The organism is Thermoflavimicrobium daqui, assembly GCF_003313465.1.
Taxonomy (GTDB): domain Bacteria; phylum Bacillota; class Bacilli; order Thermoactinomycetales; family Thermoactinomycetaceae; genus Thermoflavimicrobium; species Thermoflavimicrobium daqui.
In genome coordinates, this window is sequence record NZ_KZ845674.1 from 54,214 (window position 1) to 73,009 (window position 18,796).

At 37.8% G+C, this 18,796-nt stretch carries 20 protein-coding genes and 1 riboswitch; of the genes, 7 read left to right on the forward strand and 13 right to left on the reverse strand.

The window, feature by feature from the left end:
- Nucleotides 1-27 precede the first annotated feature (27 nt).
- The 3 genes from DL897_RS15830 to DL897_RS15840 all read right to left on the reverse strand — a co-directional run bounded on the left by DL897_RS15830 (nucleotide 28) and on the right by DL897_RS15840 (nucleotide 1,461).
- The gene (locus tag DL897_RS15830) at nucleotides 28-336 is read right to left on the reverse strand and encodes an ArsR/SmtB family transcription factor (RefSeq protein ID WP_240627471.1); all 309 of its coding nucleotides are present in this window, start codon (nucleotides 334-336) and stop codon (nucleotides 28-30) included.
- Between the two features lie 194 nt (nucleotides 337-530).
- The gene (locus tag DL897_RS15835; protein WP_113660100.1) at nucleotides 531-839 is read right to left on the reverse strand and encodes a hypothetical protein; all 309 of its coding nucleotides are present in this window, start codon (nucleotides 837-839) and stop codon (nucleotides 531-533) included.
- A 292-nt stretch (nucleotides 840-1,131) separates the two neighbouring features.
- Nucleotides 1,132-1,461: a YolD-like family protein gene (locus DL897_RS15840; protein WP_168188840.1), complete on the reverse strand. Its 330-nt coding sequence runs from the start codon at nucleotides 1,459-1,461 to the stop codon at nucleotides 1,132-1,134.
- 235 nt (nucleotides 1,462-1,696) lie between these two features.
- Between DL897_RS15840 and DL897_RS15845 the strand changes: the two genes are divergently transcribed.
- Entirely contained in the window at nucleotides 1,697-2,098 is a 402-nt protein-coding gene (locus DL897_RS15845; RefSeq protein ID WP_113660102.1) for an acyl-CoA thioesterase, read from the forward strand.
- 44 nt (nucleotides 2,099-2,142) lie between these two features.
- Here DL897_RS15845 and DL897_RS15850 read toward each other — a convergent pair whose 3' ends face one another.
- Nucleotides 2,143-2,388, reverse strand: a complete 246-nt coding sequence (locus DL897_RS15850) for a DUF1128 domain-containing protein (RefSeq protein ID WP_240627473.1) — start codon at nucleotides 2,386-2,388, stop codon at nucleotides 2,143-2,145.
- A gap of 82 nt (nucleotides 2,389-2,470) precedes the next feature.
- On the opposite strand from DL897_RS15850, the gene DL897_RS15855 reads away from it, so the two are divergent.
- Nucleotides 2,471-2,854, forward strand: a complete 384-nt coding sequence (locus DL897_RS15855; protein WP_338067100.1) for a DUF309 domain-containing protein — start codon at nucleotides 2,471-2,473, stop codon at nucleotides 2,852-2,854.
- A 74-nt stretch (nucleotides 2,855-2,928) separates the two neighbouring features.
- On the opposite strand, the gene DL897_RS15860 is transcribed toward DL897_RS15855, so the two are convergent.
- Complete coding sequence (locus tag DL897_RS15860) at nucleotides 2,929-3,528, reverse strand: YdcF family protein (protein ID WP_113660105.1); 600 nt, start codon at nucleotides 3,526-3,528, stop codon at nucleotides 2,929-2,931.
- A gap of 118 nt (nucleotides 3,529-3,646) precedes the next feature.
- The gene (locus tag DL897_RS15865; protein ID WP_113660106.1) at nucleotides 3,647-3,961 is read right to left on the reverse strand and encodes a hypothetical protein; all 315 of its coding nucleotides are present in this window, start codon (nucleotides 3,959-3,961) and stop codon (nucleotides 3,647-3,649) included.
- Nucleotides 3,962-4,773: 812 nt separating this feature from the next.
- Here DL897_RS15865 and DL897_RS15870 point away from each other — a divergent pair.
- A complete protein-coding gene (locus tag DL897_RS15870; protein ID WP_113660107.1) occupies nucleotides 4,774-5,301 on the forward strand; it encodes a DUF4430 domain-containing protein in 528 nt (175 codons plus the stop codon).
- A gap of 114 nt (nucleotides 5,302-5,415) precedes the next feature.
- Here DL897_RS15870 and thiC read toward each other — a convergent pair whose 3' ends face one another.
- A complete protein-coding gene (gene thiC, locus DL897_RS15875) occupies nucleotides 5,416-7,170 on the reverse strand; it encodes a phosphomethylpyrimidine synthase ThiC (RefSeq protein WP_420824145.1) in 1,755 nt (584 codons plus the stop codon).
- Nucleotides 7,171-7,299: 129 nt separating this feature from the next.
- Nucleotides 7,300-7,414, reverse strand: a riboswitch (TPP riboswitch).
- A gap of 365 nt (nucleotides 7,415-7,779) precedes the next feature.
- Here thiC and DL897_RS15880 point away from each other — a divergent pair.
- Together DL897_RS15880 and DL897_RS15885 are read left to right on the forward strand one after the other, a co-directional pair.
- Entirely contained in the window at nucleotides 7,780-8,595 is an 816-nt protein-coding gene (locus tag DL897_RS15880) for an ATP-binding cassette domain-containing protein (protein WP_168188842.1), read from the forward strand.
- Between the two features lie 208 nt (nucleotides 8,596-8,803).
- Nucleotides 8,804-9,334 (forward strand): GNAT family N-acetyltransferase, encoded by a 531-nt coding sequence (locus DL897_RS15885; RefSeq protein WP_240627472.1) that lies wholly within the window; start codon nucleotides 8,804-8,806, stop codon nucleotides 9,332-9,334.
- A gap of 119 nt (nucleotides 9,335-9,453) precedes the next feature.
- On the opposite strand, the gene DL897_RS15890 is transcribed toward DL897_RS15885, so the two are convergent.
- Together DL897_RS15890 and acnA are read right to left on the reverse strand one after the other, a co-directional pair.
- Nucleotides 9,454-9,819 carry a VOC family protein gene (locus DL897_RS15890; protein ID WP_113660110.1) on the reverse strand — a complete coding sequence of 122 codons (366 nt, stop codon included), beginning with the start codon at nucleotides 9,817-9,819 and terminating at the stop codon, nucleotides 9,454-9,456.
- Nucleotides 9,820-10,016: 197 nt separating this feature from the next.
- On the reverse strand, nucleotides 10,017-12,728 hold the full coding sequence (gene acnA / locus DL897_RS15895) for an aconitate hydratase AcnA (protein ID WP_113660111.1): 2,712 nt from the start codon (nucleotides 12,726-12,728) through the stop codon (nucleotides 10,017-10,019).
- A gap of 197 nt (nucleotides 12,729-12,925) precedes the next feature.
- Between acnA and DL897_RS15900 the strand changes: the two genes are divergently transcribed.
- The gene (locus DL897_RS15900) at nucleotides 12,926-13,669 is read left to right on the forward strand and encodes an IclR family transcriptional regulator (RefSeq protein ID WP_113660118.1); all 744 of its coding nucleotides are present in this window, start codon (nucleotides 12,926-12,928) and stop codon (nucleotides 13,667-13,669) included.
- Nucleotides 13,670-13,762: 93 nt separating this feature from the next.
- Here DL897_RS15900 and DL897_RS15905 read toward each other — a convergent pair whose 3' ends face one another.
- On the reverse strand, nucleotides 13,763-14,005 hold the full coding sequence (locus DL897_RS15905) for an AbrB/MazE/SpoVT family DNA-binding domain-containing protein (RefSeq protein ID WP_476718224.1): 243 nt from the start codon (nucleotides 14,003-14,005) through the stop codon (nucleotides 13,763-13,765).
- Nucleotides 14,006-14,428: 423 nt separating this feature from the next.
- On the reverse strand, nucleotides 14,429-15,238 hold the full coding sequence (locus DL897_RS15910; protein WP_113660113.1) for a Cof-type HAD-IIB family hydrolase: 810 nt from the start codon (nucleotides 15,236-15,238) through the stop codon (nucleotides 14,429-14,431).
- Nucleotides 15,239-15,518: 280 nt separating this feature from the next.
- Here DL897_RS15910 and DL897_RS15915 point away from each other — a divergent pair, with 280 nt between their 5' ends.
- Complete coding sequence (locus DL897_RS15915; protein WP_420824146.1) at nucleotides 15,519-16,523, forward strand: C40 family peptidase; 1,005 nt, start codon at nucleotides 15,519-15,521, stop codon at nucleotides 16,521-16,523.
- Between the two features lie 390 nt (nucleotides 16,524-16,913).
- Here DL897_RS15915 and DL897_RS15920 read toward each other — a convergent pair whose 3' ends face one another.
- Nucleotides 16,914-18,248: a TcaA 3rd/4th domain-containing protein gene (locus tag DL897_RS15920; RefSeq protein ID WP_113660114.1), complete on the reverse strand. Its 1,335-nt coding sequence runs from the start codon at nucleotides 18,246-18,248 to the stop codon at nucleotides 16,914-16,916.
- Nucleotides 18,249-18,548: 300 nt separating this feature from the next.
- On the reverse strand, nucleotides 18,549-18,796 hold a 248-nt coding region (locus tag DL897_RS18720), incomplete at its 5' end, for a transposase (protein ID WP_240627439.1).

Genomic DNA, 18,796 nt, shown 5'->3' on the forward strand with positions numbered 1-18,796 from the left:
GATAACCTCCTGTATGAATCGATCCTTTTACTTATGTTCGATATGGTCAATGGTCATTTGAAGTAACTCAATCACATGTTCATCATCACAGGAATAATAGATAGTTTTACCTTCTCGCCTTGATTTAACTAATCGGTGGCTTTTAAGAAAAGAGAGTTGATGTGAAACAGCAGATTGAGATATATCTAATACTTCAGCGATATGATTGACATTACACTCTTCTTGAGATAATAAATAAAGAATTTTGATTCGGGTTGGGTCAGAGAGCGCTTTAAATGTTCGCGAAACTTCCTCTACAGTTAGTTCTTCCAAGAAGTGATGTTGACTCTTGTGCAAAAAAACATCCCTCCACATACAATCATTTTCTCATATGAGCAATCGTTCATATGTTTAGTTTTTATTATATGCAGAAAAGTGTATAGAAACAAGGGGTTTTTAGATATAAAAAAACATGGTTCTTCATCTCTAGGTTATGGGTAGATGATGTAGAATAGAACCATGATTTTGTATAAACGGAGAAGTTCAGTCATTTATGGTGTCCATAATAGATAAGAAGTAAAGATAGCTATAAAAGAAAGAATCAGATAAAGTACCGATCCTATATAAATCCCATTGTGTTTAAGTGGAACAGGTTTAACATCTTCTTTAACCCGTTTACCTTTGAATAAACGAGTAATTGCTTGTGGCTTAATGGCGATAAATAGAATTCCGGTACAAATAAAACCAATAAAGAAAGTAATTTCAAGAAAAGTATAATCAAGCCAAATAGATATGATAAAAGAAAGGACTGCTTCTATAGCGATCGTTATGATGGCAGATAATATAAACTTTTTGTTCATTTGTGTAACTCCATTCTGTAACCGCTTTACTCTATAGAATAGCATACAAAAGGGTAAGGAGTATACACAGGGGTAGAAACAGAGTAGGAAAATGCTTTAGCCTCTCTGAATCAAATTTCGTAACAAATATCCACATACCAAAAATAAAATCCAATGCTTAAAGAGAGAAGTGTTCATTTACATTGCTAAAGGAATATTTTCGTAATGTCTGTCGAGGAAAAAATGTATAATATACAATTATTTCAAAGAGATATAGTTGCACTATTAAAATTTCACTTTCTTCCCTGTGTGTTTAATAAAGGTCAATATGAACCACTTTTGCTAGGCTAATTTGTTTGCTTAAGGAGCCATTGATGAGTTGAATCCATCTTTCATGTTGATCCAAGTGACCCATATAACCTGCAAAATGATGATCACCATCAGGCATTTGATAAATGACCACAAGAGGTCTTTCCTGTTCATAGGCTAGCTGTATTTTGGTACTAAATTGAAGAACTTGTTCTGGATTTAAAGTAGATTGTCTATAATCAATTCGAGTGCTTTTAGCTATACGATGCTTATCTTTTGCTTCTGATAGGATGATAGGATGTGGTTGGAGTGATTCTTTATAAGATAAGTTCATTTTCATCCTCCTCATTGAGACGAACGTACTTTCTTCTATTTTATACAAATATATGTTCGTGTCAAGAGGCTTTATTCTATACATCATTTTATTCGCTATGAAATATAAATATATTTACAACAAATACGGAAAGATAAAAAACTGAACTTAACTGCTCATCTTTTTAGAACTAAGGTAAAATAGAAAGTATATAGTTTAGAATTAGAAACCTTTGAAAGAAAAGAGGTCAGGCTAGGTGGAGACATCGATTCAAATCGAGGTACGTTCGACAGAGATTGATGTATTAGGACATGTGAATAATGCAAAGTACTTAGAGTATTTAGAGTGGGGGAGAGAAGATTGGTATAACCAAATTGGACTTCCTTTTGATTTGTTTGAGGAATTGGGGATGGGAACAGTTACCGTAAATATTAATATTAATTATCGAAAAGAAGCCCGTTTAGGGCAAAAGCTGGTGATTTCTACCAAGCCGATTCGCCGTGGGAGAAGTAGCTTTGTATTAAAACAAGAAATTATCAATGAAAATCAAGAGCTTGTAGCAGATGCAGAGGTAATTAGCTGTACGATGTCCTTGGCAGAAAGAAAATCAGTGCCATTACCAGATGTATTGGCTAAATATTTTCCCACTCTTTCATAGAACACGAAACGACGTGCAAACTTATTACACGTCGTTTCTTATCCTTAAGATCTATGTGCTTTACGTAACTCGCCCAGTTCCTCTAAAATGCCTTCGATCTCCATCATGGTAAGTCGGCCTTGTTTTTTCTGAATTAATTGGTATATCTCTAACAGATCTTCATAGTCACTGATACGAAAATCTTCTGGACTAATTAATGCGGCATTAACAATTTTAAGGTGTCCTTTAATTTCTTTGACCAGAAACTCTAAGTTAGCTTGGTTTGCTACTTCTAAGTTCACTTCATCCATCCTCTCCAAGTTATCCCTTCTTTTCATTGTAACGGATCACTGGTGAAAAACCTAGTAGAAAGGAATAAAGAAATTGGTACAAGTGTATCCTGATCTTTATGTTAAATTTCTATATTATTTTAATCAGAAAAGAGATTATTATGAATGTCATGAAGTATTAGAGGAGCTTTGGCTTGAAGAAGGAAGAGATATATTTTATCAGGGATTACTACAGGTAGCTGTAGGATTGTATCATTTTGAAAACCATAACTTAGGTGGCGCGATCAAAATGATGCGATCAGCTCTTGCTAAATTAGAGGTCTATCCAGATCGCTGGATGGGGATCAACCTTTTACAATTAAAGGAGGAGGTACAGAACTATTTAGAACGATTACTCGCAATTCAAGATCAACCATTTCCCTTTACGCCACTATATATAACGGTAATCGATTCAAAGCTAGAAGAATTGATATTACGTAAACAGTAGGGCAAGAGTATTGCTGTTGTATGATGAATCGATCAAGGTCGTTATCCTTTAAGGGATAATGACCTTATTTTACCTTATGAATCAAAAAGATTAAGCTTAACCAATGCGAAGCATTCACGAGATTTATGATAAGGCATAAACAGAACCTTTGAGTGGACAGGACTAGGAGCAGCAGTGATTCCTGCATGCTCAGCATACTGAAGCGAACGATGCATATGATAGTCGTGAGTAATTAAGTAAAGCTGATCGAGTTTACGTTTTTCAAGCAATAGCTTCGTGTTTTTAAGATTTTCTCTGGTATTAGTAGATTGATCTTCCAAAATTAGATGTTCTTCTTGTACTCCTTGCTGAACTAAATAGTCCTTCATGACCATTGCTTCTGATTTTAGTTTGAGTGTTCCTTTTCCACCTGAAAGAATAAGGTATTGAACCCATCCCTTTTTGTATAATTCAGCACCTTTATCTAGACGCTCTTTTAGTGCAGGACTAGGCTGGTCTTTCCACACAGCAGCACCGAGAATAATCGCTGCATCTCGTTTTTCTTCATTTGTCTCTACCTCGTCAAAGCGTGAAACCTGACTCCAAAAAAAGAGAAGCGTAAAGATTCCTACTACGATTAAACCAATGACAACATAGATAAGCCATTTATGTTCAGCTAATTTTGCAATAAACAACTCTTAATGCCTCCCTAAGATGTAATTCATATATAAAATAAGCCTTTGCCTTAAAAACCTACATAATTTCTGGAATAACCACCTCTTAGGATCAGTTTGCTAAATAACGAGTTTACATCTAAGTATCAAGTTGACAATCGGACATAAAAGGGGGATTTGGATGGAAAATAGAAAATTTACCATTCTCACGATTGAGCTCAATAACTAAACCATCCATCCAAGCATCTTCATGAGGTAGCCAAGCAAAGTCGATACCTTGTTCGTTTTGTATTTTAAACTCAGGCCGAATTTCGGTGAGTTCAATAGCAAAGGAAGGTGTACTGCAGCCAGATGTGAGAGGGATGATGCGAACCGCTAAGGGCTGATCTCCCTTTTCATCAAGCAAAATAAGCTTTAATTTTGCTGCAGCGAGCGGTGAAAGTTGGATGTTCATTATTCGTCAGCTCCGTTTTATCATGATGAGCTTATAGTCTAATCAAAGGAAAAATAGATTTCATCTGATGTTAAGAGTTTGATTGACAATAAGCTCAAAGTCATGAAAAGTATTCCCTGTTTAAAGATGCTAAAACAGGCTTCTAATAAAATACTGATTTCAAAAGAAAATATAACAGAAATAAGGAAACTGTGAAACCATGAAATAGGTTATATATAAAAAATTTTATGTGATAACGTAATAATTGAGTTTCTTCGTTAAATATTCGTCCAAATGTAAGATGCTCTATAGGTGGATCATGGACAACGTATATTATGGATGTTACTAATTATACTTATTTATTTTATCACGATGGGATGCATGTAGTAGATACGATGATTAGAAAAGTTGTTACTCGAAAGTACTCCTAGTGTATCGTCTATTTTTTAAAAAATATTATTATTTTTTAATATTATATAACTAGAGAGAGACTATCTGAAATTTATCGATAAATAGCGGAATATTCCATCTATTGGAAATTGGTTATTGAAGAACTAAATCAAAGTAGATACTAGCCTATCATTGCGAAAAATGGGGATAAGTATCTACAATAAGGACTATTTATAGAAATATTTTTTGTATATGATCTATCAATTTTATATACTTAATCTTTATTTAATTTATCTGTTTACTTTAATAAATGTTAAAAATGAATAGTTTCATTTTAATAAAAATTAAAAAATAATACAATAATTCCACTTGTCAACAATTATTTCATCTACTATAATTCAAAGCATAAACACTCAAAAATATTGATGATGGAGAGGTTTAACATGAATACTAAAAAGATGGCACTGTCGATTGTGGTAGCATCGATGATGCTTATTACTACAGCATGTGGAAACTTAAATGGTGGTTCAGGAGTATCACCCCAACCAACGAAACCAACGAAAGATAAACATATGACTTCGACAACGAACCAAAGTGATCCTACAAATGCAGTGAAAGCGGATAATTCGGCAATCGTAGACTTGGATGTGAAAGCGGATGCAAAAGCCGAAGCAGGTAAAGCTCAAATGGGAGCCCATATCAATACCGGTTTACAAGTAAAAATCGATGGAAAACAACTAACTGATGATCTTAAAAGGGCATTAACTGTCAAAGTGAGAAAAGGGTTGACACTTTCTGAAGCATTAAAAGAAACCAATGTTGTAGAAATGGATAGCAAAAATAAAATTAAGGCTGTTGAAGGCGTCAAAGGGAATTGGAAGTTAAAAGTCAATGGACAAGCAATTCATAAAGCCAATTTAGATTTAAAAGTTAAAAATGGTGATAAAGTCGAGTTGTTGCTTAGTAAGTAGCCTTTAATTATCTATTGCTATCGAATTTTAAATTATCAGATTGGGATATGGAGATTATTTAAGGGGATGACCCAATAGGCACTTTAGTGTCCTTTGAGGCACCCCCTTTTTTATTTAACTATAGATGTTAGCTCCTGATTGTTTAAATTCTTTTGCTTTCTCTTTTAACCCTTCTTCAGTTGCTTCTTCTAGGTTAAGCCCCTTGTTCGCCGCATATTCTCGAATATCTTGAGTGATTCGCATACTACAGAACTTAGGTCCACACATCGAGCAGAAATGCGCTGTTTTAGCTGGTTCAGCAGGTAATGTTTCATCATGGAACTCGCGAGCACGCTCGGGATCAAGTGATAGATTAAATTGGTCGATCCAACGAAACTCAAAGCGAGCTTTTGATAAGGCATCATCGCGTAATTGTGCACCAGGATGCCCTTTTGCTAAATCGGCAGCATGTGCCGCAATTTTATAGGCAATAACCCCTTCTTTTACATCTTGTTTATTCGGAAGACCAAGATGTTCTTTAGGTGTAACATAACAAAGCATTGCTGTACCAAACCAACCGATCATAGCAGCACCAATAGCTGAAGTAATATGGTCATAGCCGGGAGCGATATCAGTGGTAAGAGGTCCAAGTGTATAAAATGGGGCTTCTTGACAAAGTTCCTGTTGAATATCCACATTCTCTTTAATTTTATGCATAGGAACATGCCCAGGACCTTCAATCATCACTTGTACATCGTATTCCCATGCAATTTTCGTGAGCTCAGCGAGTGTCTCTAACTCTGCCATCTGTGCTTGGTCATTAGCGTCAGCAATAGAGCCAGGACGTAGTCCATCTCCTAGTGAGAAAGAGATGTCATAGGCACTCATAATCTCACAGATTTCACGGAAATGGGTATATAAGAAATTTTCTTGATGGTGTGCTAAACACCAAGCAGCCATAATCGATCCACCACGTGAGACAATTCCAGTCATGCGATTGGCTGTAAGTGGAATGTAACGTAATAATACACCCGCATGAATGGTAAAGTAGTCTACACCCTGTTCTGCTTGCTCAATTAAGGTATCACGGTAAACTTCCCATGTTAACTCTTCAGGTTTTCCATTTACTTTTTCTAAGGCTTGATAAATTGGAACAGTCCCAACTGGTACTGGGGAATTACGGATAATCCACTCTCTAGTTGTGTGAATATTTTTTCCTGTAGATAAATCCATAATGGTATCAGCGCCCCAGAAGGTAGCCCATGTCATCTTTTCAACTTCTTCTTCGATCGAAGAAGTTACTGCTGAATTGCCAATATTGGCATTAATCTTAGTAAGGAAGTTTTTTCCGATAATCATAGGTTCAGCTTCTGGATGATTAATATTAGAAGGGATAATCGCACGTCCCTTGGCAACTTCATCACGAACAAACTCTGGGCTTAAATTTTCACGCAATGCGATAAACTCCATCTCAGGAGTGATGATTCCTTTTTTGGCATAATGCATTTGGGTAACTGTTTTACCCGGCTTTGCGCGTAGAGGTTTTCGATTGGCAGCCGGAAAAGCATGCTGTTCAGTTTGTCTAGCTTTTTCTTCAGAGCGAAAGCCATTGTCAATGGGCTTTACAGTCCGCCCTACATATTCCTCTACATCTCCTCGTTCTAAAATCCAAGGTAGCCGTAGCTTGGGTAAGCCTTGATGTACATCAATTTGAATTTGTTCATCTGTATAAGGACCACTCGTATCGTATACTCTTACGGGATTATTGGGCTTTTCGCCCTGATTATTTACAGTAGGTGAGAGTTGAATTTCCCGCATGGGAACACGGATATCAGGTCTGTTACCTTGGATATATACTTTTTTACTAGCTGGGAATGAAAAAGTTTTCACTCCGATCAGCCTCCTCTGATTTCGATATTGCAACACATAAACAAGGAGATGGATGGGATTTAAGAATTAAAAAAAGCCGTACGTATGCTGGCGTACGGCTTTCGAATATCTAAGAGGATAGATATGGTTAGAACGAAAGCAAAGTCATTCCCTACGCTGGCATTACCCAGATCAGGTTTACGGTCGGTGGCAGAGTTCTCCACCCTCTCAGCCCGGCTATCTCCAAGCTCCCGTGTTTTATGTAGTTGCTATATCTCAACCGTATCATAGATTAAGAATGATATCAATCCTATTTCTGCAAATGTATTCGATTTATCTACTATCGCTAGTAAAAAATAAGTACAAGTCGTTTAAATGCAAGAGGAAAGCCCTATAGAGCAGCCTTAGTTCTATCGAAATATGACATGACGACCTAAAATAATAAAAAAAGGATTGGTTGCTAATATTTGGATACATGTTAATATATTGGAAGGGAGTTTTGTTGTCACTAATCTGAATTTTTCGCCGCCGCATATTTAGCTCCTAAATAATGCTCATGCCACGACATGAAGCGAATGATATTTGTCTAAAAAAGAGAAAAAAGAGGGTTAAGAAAGGATGGCGTTACTAATGTGGATCGAATGGGCTCATGTAACAAAAATTTATCAATCTGATATGGAATATAAGGAAGATCATATGGAAAATTGGGCTCGAAATATCGGTTTACTTGATTTTTCGGCTTCTTTACAAAGTGGCGTTACGGTTATCTTAGGTCCTAAAGGTTCAGGAAAAAGTACTTTACTCAAATTAACGGCTACTCTTATGCTTCCAGATGATGGAAGGATTACATTTCATACGGCTACTGGAAGTTATAATTGGTCAACCGGAAGTATGATGTCATCTAAAGCGACAGCAGAGTTTGGTTGGTTAAAAAAAAGAATAGCTTTTCTGCCTATGTTAAACCAGCTTCATCAAGATACAACGGTAGAGCTTTCATTACTCCATATGGCCCAGATATACTGTCTTACTGATCCACGTAAAAAGAGCTGCGAGATCATGATGCGTTGGGGATTAACTGCTTATCGACAAACACCACTCCATAAATTAAGAGGCGGTATTTTAAAGAGATTTGTACTAGCTCAAAGTCTATTAATTCGTCCTATTATTTGGATTTTAGATGAACCGACCAAAGGGCTAGATCCTTTAGGGAAGAAATTGTTATGGGAAGAATTAAAAAATCGCTCCCATGAACGTATTACTTTAATTGCTACTCATGATATGAAATTAGCCGAATGTGCAGATAATCTTATGCTATTAGAAGCTGGATCGTGTCGTCGTTTAGGTAAGCGAAGTCTACTCACTGCTGGTGTTGCTGAAGGTACAGTTGCTGCTTGGTATCAAACTATGCAAGTGTTCTCCGAAATGAAAAATTCATTTAAAATGTAAATATATTATGGCTGATTGATACTTAGTTTTTTTATTAGAGGTTGCCCTCATAATCAGCCGCTCATCGCTTCCCCACTCACTCCCGCTAAAGGTTTGGAGCAAAAGTCGATCCTATACAAAAACGATTCGCTCTAATTCTAGGAATGATCTGGGTTTTGGTTCCAATTATGCAATATGCTCTTATTAGTTAATGAAAGTAGTGATCAACATGACTAACATCGAGGAAATTCAGATTCGGCCATGTAACACTCAAGCTGATCGAGACTGGCTTATTCAGCTATGGCAGCGAGAGTGGGGCGGTACAACCATGGTTACTTGTGGAGTCTCACATTCTCTTACTGATCTAGAAGCGTTTATAGCTTGGGAAAAAAATGAACGAGTTGGCGCTGTTACCTACCGGAAAGATGAAGATGAAGCGGAACTAATGAGTATTAATGCAATAGTGAAGGGGAAAGGAATCGGCTCGAAACTTTTACAAGTTTTAGAAGAAAAGTTAGGAAAACAAGGTTATCGAAAACTATGGCTAATTACTACGAATGATAACTTAGATGCATTACGGTTTTACCAGTGTCGAGGATATCGTTTTGTCTCTATTTATCCAGGAGCTGTTGATGAAGCTAGAAAAGTGAAACAGACGATCCCGCTAATTGGTGAATATGGGATTCCTCTTCATGATGAGCTAAAGTTAGAAAAGGTGATCGATGACGATTATACTAGGGAGAGAGACTTAAAGATATAAGGGAATAACGTCAATCAAGAAAGCTAAACAAGCGATCCAGAGATAAACCCGTATCACACTGATAGTGGTACGGGTTTCTTATATTTCGCTTCATTTTAAGTGCTTTAGGTGATTCTTTTTCATATTTTTTGAATCAGCTCGACTCGATTGCCAAATGGATCACGGAATTCAAAGCGATCATAGCCAGGAATGGGAACCGATTCAAGTACTTTAATTCCATGGTCAGTCAGTACTTTCCGCCAAGAAGAACAATCATCTACAAGATATGCAATGTGAGCTTTAGTGGTATGACGATGGGCATGATCTTCTGTACCAACATGCACTTCTTTTGATCCGACTTGTAACCAAAAGCCACCTCTTTCTTGTAGGGATGCAGGTTTCATGATTTCTGGTATTCCTAATAGCTCACAATAAAATGCACGTGCTTTACTTTCTTCGCCTATAGGGATGGTGATTTGAGCATGATGAAGATCTAAGATGTTCATAATGTTACCTCCAGAAATATATTAAATGAGCAGTGTCGATTAACCAGAAATAGGAAACGGGGGAAAGGGATTTTTCGAATAAGTTGGTCCGAAAAATCAACACCACTGATATTTTAATCGGCTATGGGTAAAAAATAGCGACTTTCCATATAATCGGAAAGCCGCATTAACTACACAAATACAGTCTAGGGTTTTACTTAGTTAGAACCACTCAAAATTTGACGTAGTACAGTTTGTAGAATACCACCATTGCGATAATATTCGATATCGACAACACTGTCGAGGCGAACGATCGTATCAAATTCGACCGTGGAACCATCCGCTTTGGTAGCACGGACTTGGATGGTTTGACCAGGTTTTACATCATCACTAAGCCCAAGAATATCTAGTTTTTCTTCACCAGTCAGACCCAGTGACTTCCAGCTGTCTCCTTCTGTGAATTGGAGAGGTAATACACCCATACCAACTAAGTTACTGCGATGGATACGCTCAAAGCTTTCAGCGATGACCGCTTTAACACCAAGTAAGTTGGTACCTTTGGCTGCCCAGTCACGAGAACTTCCTGTACCGTACTCTTTTCCAGCTAGGACAACAAGTGGTGTATTTTCTTTTTTATACTCCATGGCTGCATCATAGATGGATAATACTTGCCCTGTAGGAATGTGTTTGGTTACGCCACCTTCAGAACCTGGTACCATTTGGTTGCGAATACGAATGTTCGCAAAGGTACCGCGAGTCATGACACGGTCGTTACCACGACGAGAGCCATAAGAGTTAAAGTCTTTGACCTTGACTCCGTTATCTTGTAGATACTTACCTGCTGGGCTATCTGATTTAATGGCACCAGCTGGAGAAATGTGGTCAGTAGTTACGGAGTCACCTAAAAGTGCTAAGACGTTAGCGCCTTTAATATCTTGGGTCGTTTCTAAGTCACGAGACATATTGACAAAGAATGGTGGTTCTTGGATATAGGTTGACTTTTCATCCCACTCATAGAGCACACCTTTTGGTGTTGGAAGCTGGTTCCAACGCTCATTTGCATTAAATACTTGGCTATATTGATTACGGAACTGTTCTGCACTGATAGCAGAAGCCATGACTTCACTTACTTCTTTAGAGGATGGCCAGATATCTTTGAGATATACAGGTTGTTGATCTTGATCATAGCCAATTGGATCTTTTTCAAAGTCAATATCGACCGTACCAGCGAGTGCATAAGCTACAACTAATGGTGGTGAAGCTAGATAGTTTGCTTTGACCAATGGATGGATCCGACCTTCAAAGTTCCGGTTTCCGCTGAGTACAGAGGTAACCGTTAAGTCGTTTTCTTCGATGGCTTTGCTTACTTCATCAGAAAGTGGACCACTGTTACCAATACAGGTAGCACAACCATAACCAGCTACAGTAAAGCCAAGCTGTGCAAGTGGATCAAGTAGGTTTGCCTTGGTCAAGTAGTCAGTTACGACACGAGATCCAGGGGTAAGACTGCTTTTTACATAAGGTGGTACAGATAAACCTTTTTCAATCGCTTTTTTCGCTACAAGCCCAGCTCCTAACATAACCGATGGGTTAGAAGTATTGGTACAGCTGGTGATCGCAGCAATGACTACAGCACCATTTTTAAGCTCATAGCTTTGGCCGTCTTTATTTACTTGGCTGGACTTATTCACTTCTTCTTCAGAAAGCCCAAAGCCACGTTCTTCGATTGGTTTACGTAGTGTTTCGTTCCATGCTTCTTTCATTTTGTTTAGTTCAATACGGTCTTGTGGACGTTTCGGTCCAGACAAGCTTGGAACAACTTGGCTTAGGTCAAGCTCAATCACATCGGAGAAGACAGGATCTGGCGTGTCATCCGTACGGAACATTCCTTGTGCGACATAGTATTCTTTTACTAGCTGAACTAGGCTTTCGTCACGACCTGTGCTACGGAGATAGTTTAGAGACTCTTCATCAACTGGGAAGAATCCAACCGTTGCTCCATATTCAGGTGCCATATTCGCAACCGTTGCCCGGTCAGCAAGGCTAATATTGCTCAGTCCTGGACCATAGAACTCGACAAATTTACCTACAACACCTTTTTTACGTAGTATTTCGGTAACCGTTAGTGCAAGGTCTGTCGCTGTTGCTCCTTCTGCCAGTTCGCCAGTCAGCTTAAATCCGATCACTTCAGGGGTAATAAAGTACAGTGGCTGTCCAAGCATTCCTGCTTCTGCTTCGATTCCACCTACGCCCCAGCCCACAACACCTAAACCGTTAATCATGGTCGTGTGGGAGTCGGTTCCAACCAGAGAATCTGGGAAGACAAAGGTTTCACCATCTTCTTCACGTTGTGCGACGACAGAAGCTAGGTATTCCAAGTTTACTTGGTGAACAATTCCGGTAGCTGGTGGTACAGCACGGAAGTTATTAAATGCTTCTTGTGCCCAACGTAATAAGCGATAACGCTCTTCATTACGCTCAAATTCTAAATTCATATTATATTCCAGTGCATCATTGGTACCTGCACGGTCTACCATTACGGAGTGATCGATTACGAGGTCAACCGGAATAAGCGGATTGATCCGTTCTGGATCTCCACCCACACGAGCCATAGCAGAGCGGAGTGCCGCCAAATCAACTACAGCAGGAACCCCTGTAAAGTCTTGTAGTACAATTCTCGCTGGTTTAAAGGCGATTTCTTTATCCGAACGTTTCTCTATCCATTTAGCTAATTGCTCGATATGCTCTTTGGTTACTGCAACCCCATCATATTGACGTACAGCTGCTTCAAGTAAAACTTTGATGGAGAATGGAAGGCGAGAAACATTACCTACACCTTTTTCTTCTAAGGCATTTAAATTGAAATAAGTATACTCTTTTCCGTTTACATTTAGTTTGGAACGAACTTGATATAGATCTTGATATGCCAAGTTAACCAACCTCCTTACTTTAATGTTTCATAGTATGAAACTCTGTTCCTCTTCGCAAAATTATTATACAATGTTTTTATGAAGTTGTATAGCCCTGAACCTGCTTCTTTGCAAAGAATGATGAACAGGGTATAATAAATGAAAATAATTCTCATGTAGTGAAACACGGAGGGCTAGCTCTGATGGAAGAAAAAAAGATGAGCGAAGAGAAAAAAACGGTTCGAGCTGCTGAGCGAGCTTTGGATATTCTCCTATGCTTTGTAAGTCAGCCCCACCTCGGACTGACAGAGATTGCGAAACAAACCCAATTAAATAAAAGCACAGTGTTTCGATTGCTTGCTACCTTAGAGAGTAAAGGGTTTATTAAGCGCGATCCAGAAACGGACAAATATCAGTTGGGATTTCGTATCTGGGAGCTAGCAGCAAATATCGATCAATCTCATGACCCAGCTATTTTATTTTTACCAGAAATGGAAAGTTTACGAGACGAATTAGAAGAAACCGTCAGTTTATATATTCGTGATGGGAATGAACGAATACGTGTTCAAGCTGTGGAAAGCAAACAAGCTATCCGACGAGTTGCTCCAATTGGGGCCCGAATGCCGCTTGCAGTAGGTGCCTCTAGTAAGGTCTTAATGGCATATACTGATCCAAAAGTGTTAGAACAAGTGATTCAAGATCCTATGTGGCCCATGGGAGTAAATAAAGAAGTATATCAAGCGCAATTAAAGCAAATTCGTGAAGAAGGGTATGCGATCAGTGTAGAAGAACGGGAAGCAGGAACAGCAGCTGTGGCTGTACCCATTTTCAATCGTCGTAAGCAATTAATTGCTGCACTTGCCGTGTCAGGTCCTGTCTCGCGGATGAGTGTACAACAGATGATGCAGTTTGTACCTAATCTGGTAAAAGCTGCCGAACAAATGAGCAAAAAAATTAGTTAACATGAAAGAACGGAGCCCAGATTTGTAAGCAGGCTCCGTTTTTGTGTTGAACAACAAAAACTGGATTGTTTTATCGACTTCATCAGGAGCGCATTAGATATGCTCATTCCCTTCTGCTCCCCAATCAACTTTATCATGGCGATTCTCTAGCGTAACCTTGGCCAAAAGCTCCTCTAATGTCGGCTTTTTCCTCTTGGGAATCAACCTAATTCCTTGTTCATCTACTTTTAATTCGATTTCAGAGCCTTGCTGAATCGAAAATCTTTTTGCGATACGACTAGGAATATGGATAACAAGACGATTGCCCCACTTTCGTACCAGCGTAGTCATGTACATTCCCCTTCCACCATCTCCCATATGATATATATTATCTACGAAGGATCAAAATGATAATCGCCCAACTGTAATGCCAATATCCCACATGAATGATGAAATAGAATATGTCCCAAATACCCACATTCATCCCTTTCCCTTAGGATAGAGGTGTTGAATTTGTTAGAAAACCTAAATTTTGGCGATGGGAAAATTTATATTTCAATCATTTTGCATCGATGGATTTAGATAGACCCCTTGAAGAGCAATCGATCCATTTATCAGAATATATGCTATGGGTAAGATAGTTGGATGGGAAGTTAAGTATAGATATAAGCTGGTATTTGGATAGAGGCGATTTTTATTTTAATTGAACGCTTAAGATAAACTACTAGCACCTAGCTTATCAGTAGCAAAGCTAGGTGCTAGTTTCTTTTAGAGCCTTAATTATAGTTGAAAAAACTTTTCTAAATAAAGGGCGACCCCATCTTCTTCATTGGTGCTAGTCACATCATTAGCCACCTGTTTTAACTCTTCCAATGCATTACCCATGGCAATACCATGCCCCGCAAACCGAATCATTTCGAAATCATTGGTCTGATCCCCAAATGCAATGACTTTTTCACTGGGAATTTGATAGTATTCAGTGACATATTGAAGCCCTTTTGCTTTATTAATGGAGTGGGGAATGACTTCCAACGCGTGATAAGGTGGACCCCAGCGATGAACGGTCACTTCATGAGGATGTTCGGCTGTCAAAATATACTCGAAATGATCCATGTTTTCCTTATGTTGAGAATAAAATACGAGACAATGGGGGTTTTCTTGGAGATTTTCGAACATATTATCTACTTTTCGTTGGTCTTTGAGCTCAGATAGAAAAGAAATATTGCTTTCCTCGATTTCAAGATAATTGCCAGTTAAGCATTCAGCTTGGATATTGTGAATGTCCTTTTCATAGGCAATCCGAATCACTTTTTTAGCTAGTTCTAATGAGAGAGGGACGATTCTCTTGGGAAAAGAAGGATCTTCAGGATGATGAACATATCCGCCATTAAAGTTGACCATCGGGGTTTGTAGTTGTAGCGCTTGATAAATATGATAACTATTATGAAAGGGACGCCCAGTCGCAATGACCACCTTATGACCTAAATGGGATAGTGTAGTCAGTACATCTTGGGTGCGCTTGGAAATCTTTTTTTCGCTCGTCAAAAGAGTACCATCTAAATCACAAGCAATCAGGTATTTTTCACTCATGGATTGGTTCCTTTCTATTTATGGAGATATATATCAAAATTTCTTGCAAACTGAAATCAGAGTGAATGGGAAAATGCGCTCACGGTTGAGGAGCGTATCCTATCTTTCTAGCATCGAATCTATCTTTATTGTAACAGTAAATAGGGTTTATTTGATAAGGAAGTAGCTTTTTAAAATAGTAAATTATATCTAAATTAGAAAATAGTTATTTCAATATATCATAAAAATGTTAAAATAGTATTGAAAAATCGTATTTTTATATTTGGGAGAGGGTGGAAAAGTGCGAAAACTATTTTCGATTTTTCTAGCATTAGCCCTAGTCATCGGAATTGCACCGATGTCCTTGGCAGAAACACCGCAGGCTTCTGAAAAAGAAACGGCTTATATCGATGTAGCTGCGGCCACGGTATGGACAGAGCCTAATATCGCACGTCCGATCGACGAACCATCGACGACCAATCCAGTCGATCTATGGAAATGGACCCGTTCGATGAACTTGGATGATAAGCTTTGGCTCGTTGGAAACTTAGAGACACAAGCCTTGCTGGGAAATAAGGTAACCATTGACGAGCGCAAAGGGGACTGGGTGAAAGTTGTTGTACATGGTCAGCCAACCCCAAGAGACTCACGGGGATATCCAGGATGGATGCCCGCACGTCAGCTTACCTATAACAAACAATTTGCATTAAAAGAAAAAGGACCTTTTGTTCTTGTTACCCAAACAACAGCGAACTTATATAAAAAGCCGAATTTCAAGGATACTTGGATGGAAATCAGCTATAATACACGCCTACCTTTGGTAGCGGTTACATCCAAGGCCTACTCCGTTTTACTACCCAATGGAAAGATAGGTTGGATCAAAAAAGGCGATGGTAAAGAGTATCGCTCAGTCAAGGATATTCCCAAGCCGAAAGGGGAAGACTTAGTCAAAACGGCTAAGAAATTCTTAAACCTCCCTTATCTATGGGCTGGAACCAGTGGTTTTGGCTTTGACTGCTCCGGCTTTACCTTCACGGTACATCAATCTCACGGGATCACTATTCCCCGTGACTCTGGACCACAGTCCCAAAGTGGTAAGCCAGTCGATCCGAAAGACTTAAAACCGGGAGACCTACTCTTCTACGCATACAACAATGGCAAAGGAAGAGTCCACCATGTGTCCATGTACATCGGAAATGGCATGATGATCCACTCACCGAACTCAGCGAAAACAGTAGAAATTATCCCAGTCGATACACCTGGGTATAAAGAGGAGTTCGCTGGAGCACGTCGTTATGTGGATTAAACTATAACGGATATTTAATGAGAGAAAACCCAACCACCGTCTACTTGCATAAGAAGCAAAAGGGAGGTGATTGGGTTTATTTATGATCAAAATAGTCTTGTTCAGTATAATGAGTGATTAGATCATACTGTGATAGAGTTTTAAAGTCATTAAGGAACTTTTCTACTTTTCCTCTTTGTTACAAAGCCTAAATCGCTATTAGTACAATAAGAAATACTAGGGAAATTAAGTGCCTTGCATTATCTCTATAAAATAATATAAGGTGATTTTTTCCTATGTGTATAATCTAACTGATGTTTGACTGGTGTTTTAAAATTAGTATTCTTATAAGTTAACTTTTGATATTGAGAGAGTGATAACTACTTTGGATTATCTAAGAGTTTTGTTTGGCTATTTAAATTCGGTTTTAACCACATTATTCCCTTTGAATTCATCTACTGGAAGATGTGCCTCTGTATGAGATACTATCCAACTTTTTGTGGATGAATCATAACTATAACTAATAAGATAAGTATTAAACTCTTCATTTGATTTATTGATTTGATGAAACTCAACGGGAAGTATAACTTTGTATTTACTGGTACCCACTTGTTCATAAGTTGCATTATCTAGGTCAATACGCGTTCCTAATAATTCCAGCTCATAAGAGGAAAAACTAAGCGAACTAGAAATGATACTTTTCATTTTATCGTCGGTTGTTGTTAAATAATCTGCATTTTTTTCATTCCTTGCCTGAGTAAGTTCTTTTGCGAATTTATTAGTGAGTTCAACAAGTTGTGTTTGCAACTCATTAGATACAATGGGATTTGGAGTAATATCTACTTGATTATCATTTTCGGATAAGATTATTTCTTTACTTTTGCCCTTTCCCCAAGGAAATTCATATACTCCTTGAACTTTAGTATTTCCGTCAAGGGAAACAGGTTCCAGCTTATAAATATCATCATGTATTGTTTGATTGATAGATTTCCCATTGACATACACTTCTGTTCCTGGGACACCTGATTTTAATCGTATGGATTCCTTGTCTAATTCAATTTTTTTACCATAAAATTGGTTTTGCCATCCGTATAATGAGGCCATTTCTGTTTTAGTTAGCTTTACGAGTGGATAATCTTTCTCAGCTTTGATTTCATATGTTCCAGGTAAAAGTGGTTTAGAAGTGTATATATTATTGTTCGTAGTTGACTTAAACACTTCTTTACCATCGACTTTAATAATAACATCTGGTTCTGTCACTTGAATCATCATTTTATAGGGGCGAAGAACGAGGGAGTAGTTGTCATAAAATAAGATTCGTTCATGTTTTTTTAGATAAATATCAAAGTTGCTAAGATAATTTACTTGGTTTTGATTTAATGTATTATCTGAAGAAAGGGAAAAGGGAACAGTTCCACTAACTTGAAAATTGAGAGATTCAATAAGAAGATTATAATATTTGGGATTACTTCTGCAATAGTTAATAAGATGTTGCAGATGTTTCTTTTCCAATGACAGTTGATTATTTTCTACTGTAAGTAAGTCCTCTAGTTTGTCGATATCACCTTGTTGAATGGCTTCGATGAAGTCTTTTGTAATATCTTCTGGTTTTGAAACGGAAAACCACCCTATTAGATAGATAATTCCAATAACTATAACTCCTAAAATAATCCAAGGCCACTTCTTATTTTTTAATAAAAGTGGAAATTCATTAGGAAATTTCCTTTTAATTTCTTCTGTATTCATGGTTCTCCTCCGTAAAACTTAACTTAATATTTACTCTTGATATAATTATAATAACAAGACAGTATATTTTACAATATTTAAATTTATATAAAAACCTTATTCATAAAAGTAAAGAGGATATCTAAAATGCATTTCATGTTTTTAAGGTAACTATGCATACAAATAAACAAACTTCACCATATCATCTATTACTTGATTGTTTAATATAAAAAGCTGCTAAGAGATGAGAAATCATTTCTTTTTGTTCTTTCGTTAAGGGCATTTCTCTAAAGTAAAGGTTAGGATATTCTAAAATATCCTTCAGACTGTAGATAAACCCCTTCTGAAAAACGAATTCAGAAGGGGTTTACTAATTAATTGATAAAAAAATCGACGAAGGCGATGGTTTTTCCATCGCCAATTGGCGAGTTTCTTTAAATTCATGGCAGCGAAAAGTAGCATCGCCTGCATTTGAACTCGGCGCTTCCCACGAAGCGTTGTCCAACGCATACCATGCTTTTCTTTCATATCTGCAAAAACTCTTTCAATCGTTTCTTTTCGTTTACTAT

What these genes read in the sequence shown, in the direction of transcription:
- DL897_RS15835 (WP_113660100.1), bottom strand. Translation starts at nt 839, where the DNA reads ATGAACAAAAAGTTTATATTATCTGCCATCATAACGATCGCTATAGAA.
- DL897_RS15840 (WP_168188840.1), bottom strand. Translation starts at nt 1,461, where the DNA reads ATGAACTTATCTTATAAAGAATCACTCCAACCACATCCTATCATCCTA.
- DL897_RS15850 (WP_240627473.1), bottom strand. Translation starts at nt 2,388, where the DNA reads ATGGATGAAGTGAACTTAGAAGTAGCAAACCAAGCTAACTTAGAGTTT.
- DL897_RS15865 (WP_113660106.1), bottom strand. Translation starts at nt 3,961, where the DNA reads ATGAACATCCAACTTTCACCGCTCGCTGCAGCAAAATTAAAGCTTATT.
- DL897_RS15870 (WP_113660107.1), top strand. Translation starts at nt 4,774, where the DNA reads ATGAATACTAAAAAGATGGCACTGTCGATTGTGGTAGCATCGATGATG.
- DL897_RS15880 (WP_168188842.1), top strand. Translation starts at nt 7,780, where the DNA reads ATGTGGATCGAATGGGCTCATGTAACAAAAATTTATCAATCTGATATG.
- DL897_RS15885 (WP_240627472.1), top strand. Translation starts at nt 8,804, where the DNA reads ATGACTAACATCGAGGAAATTCAGATTCGGCCATGTAACACTCAAGCT.
- DL897_RS15890 (WP_113660110.1), bottom strand. Translation starts at nt 9,819, where the DNA reads ATGAACATCTTAGATCTTCATCATGCTCAAATCACCATCCCTATAGGC.
- DL897_RS15900 (WP_113660118.1), top strand. Translation starts at nt 12,926, where the DNA reads ATGAGCGAAGAGAAAAAAACGGTTCGAGCTGCTGAGCGAGCTTTGGAT.
- DL897_RS15905 (WP_476718224.1), bottom strand. Translation starts at nt 14,005, where the DNA reads ATGTACATGACTACGCTGGTACGAAAGTGGGGCAATCGTCTTGTTATC.
- DL897_RS15910 (WP_113660113.1), bottom strand. Translation starts at nt 15,238, where the DNA reads ATGAGTGAAAAATACCTGATTGCTTGTGATTTAGATGGTACTCTTTTG.
- DL897_RS15920 (WP_113660114.1), bottom strand. Translation starts at nt 18,248, where the DNA reads ATGAATACAGAAGAAATTAAAAGGAAATTTCCTAATGAATTTCCACTT.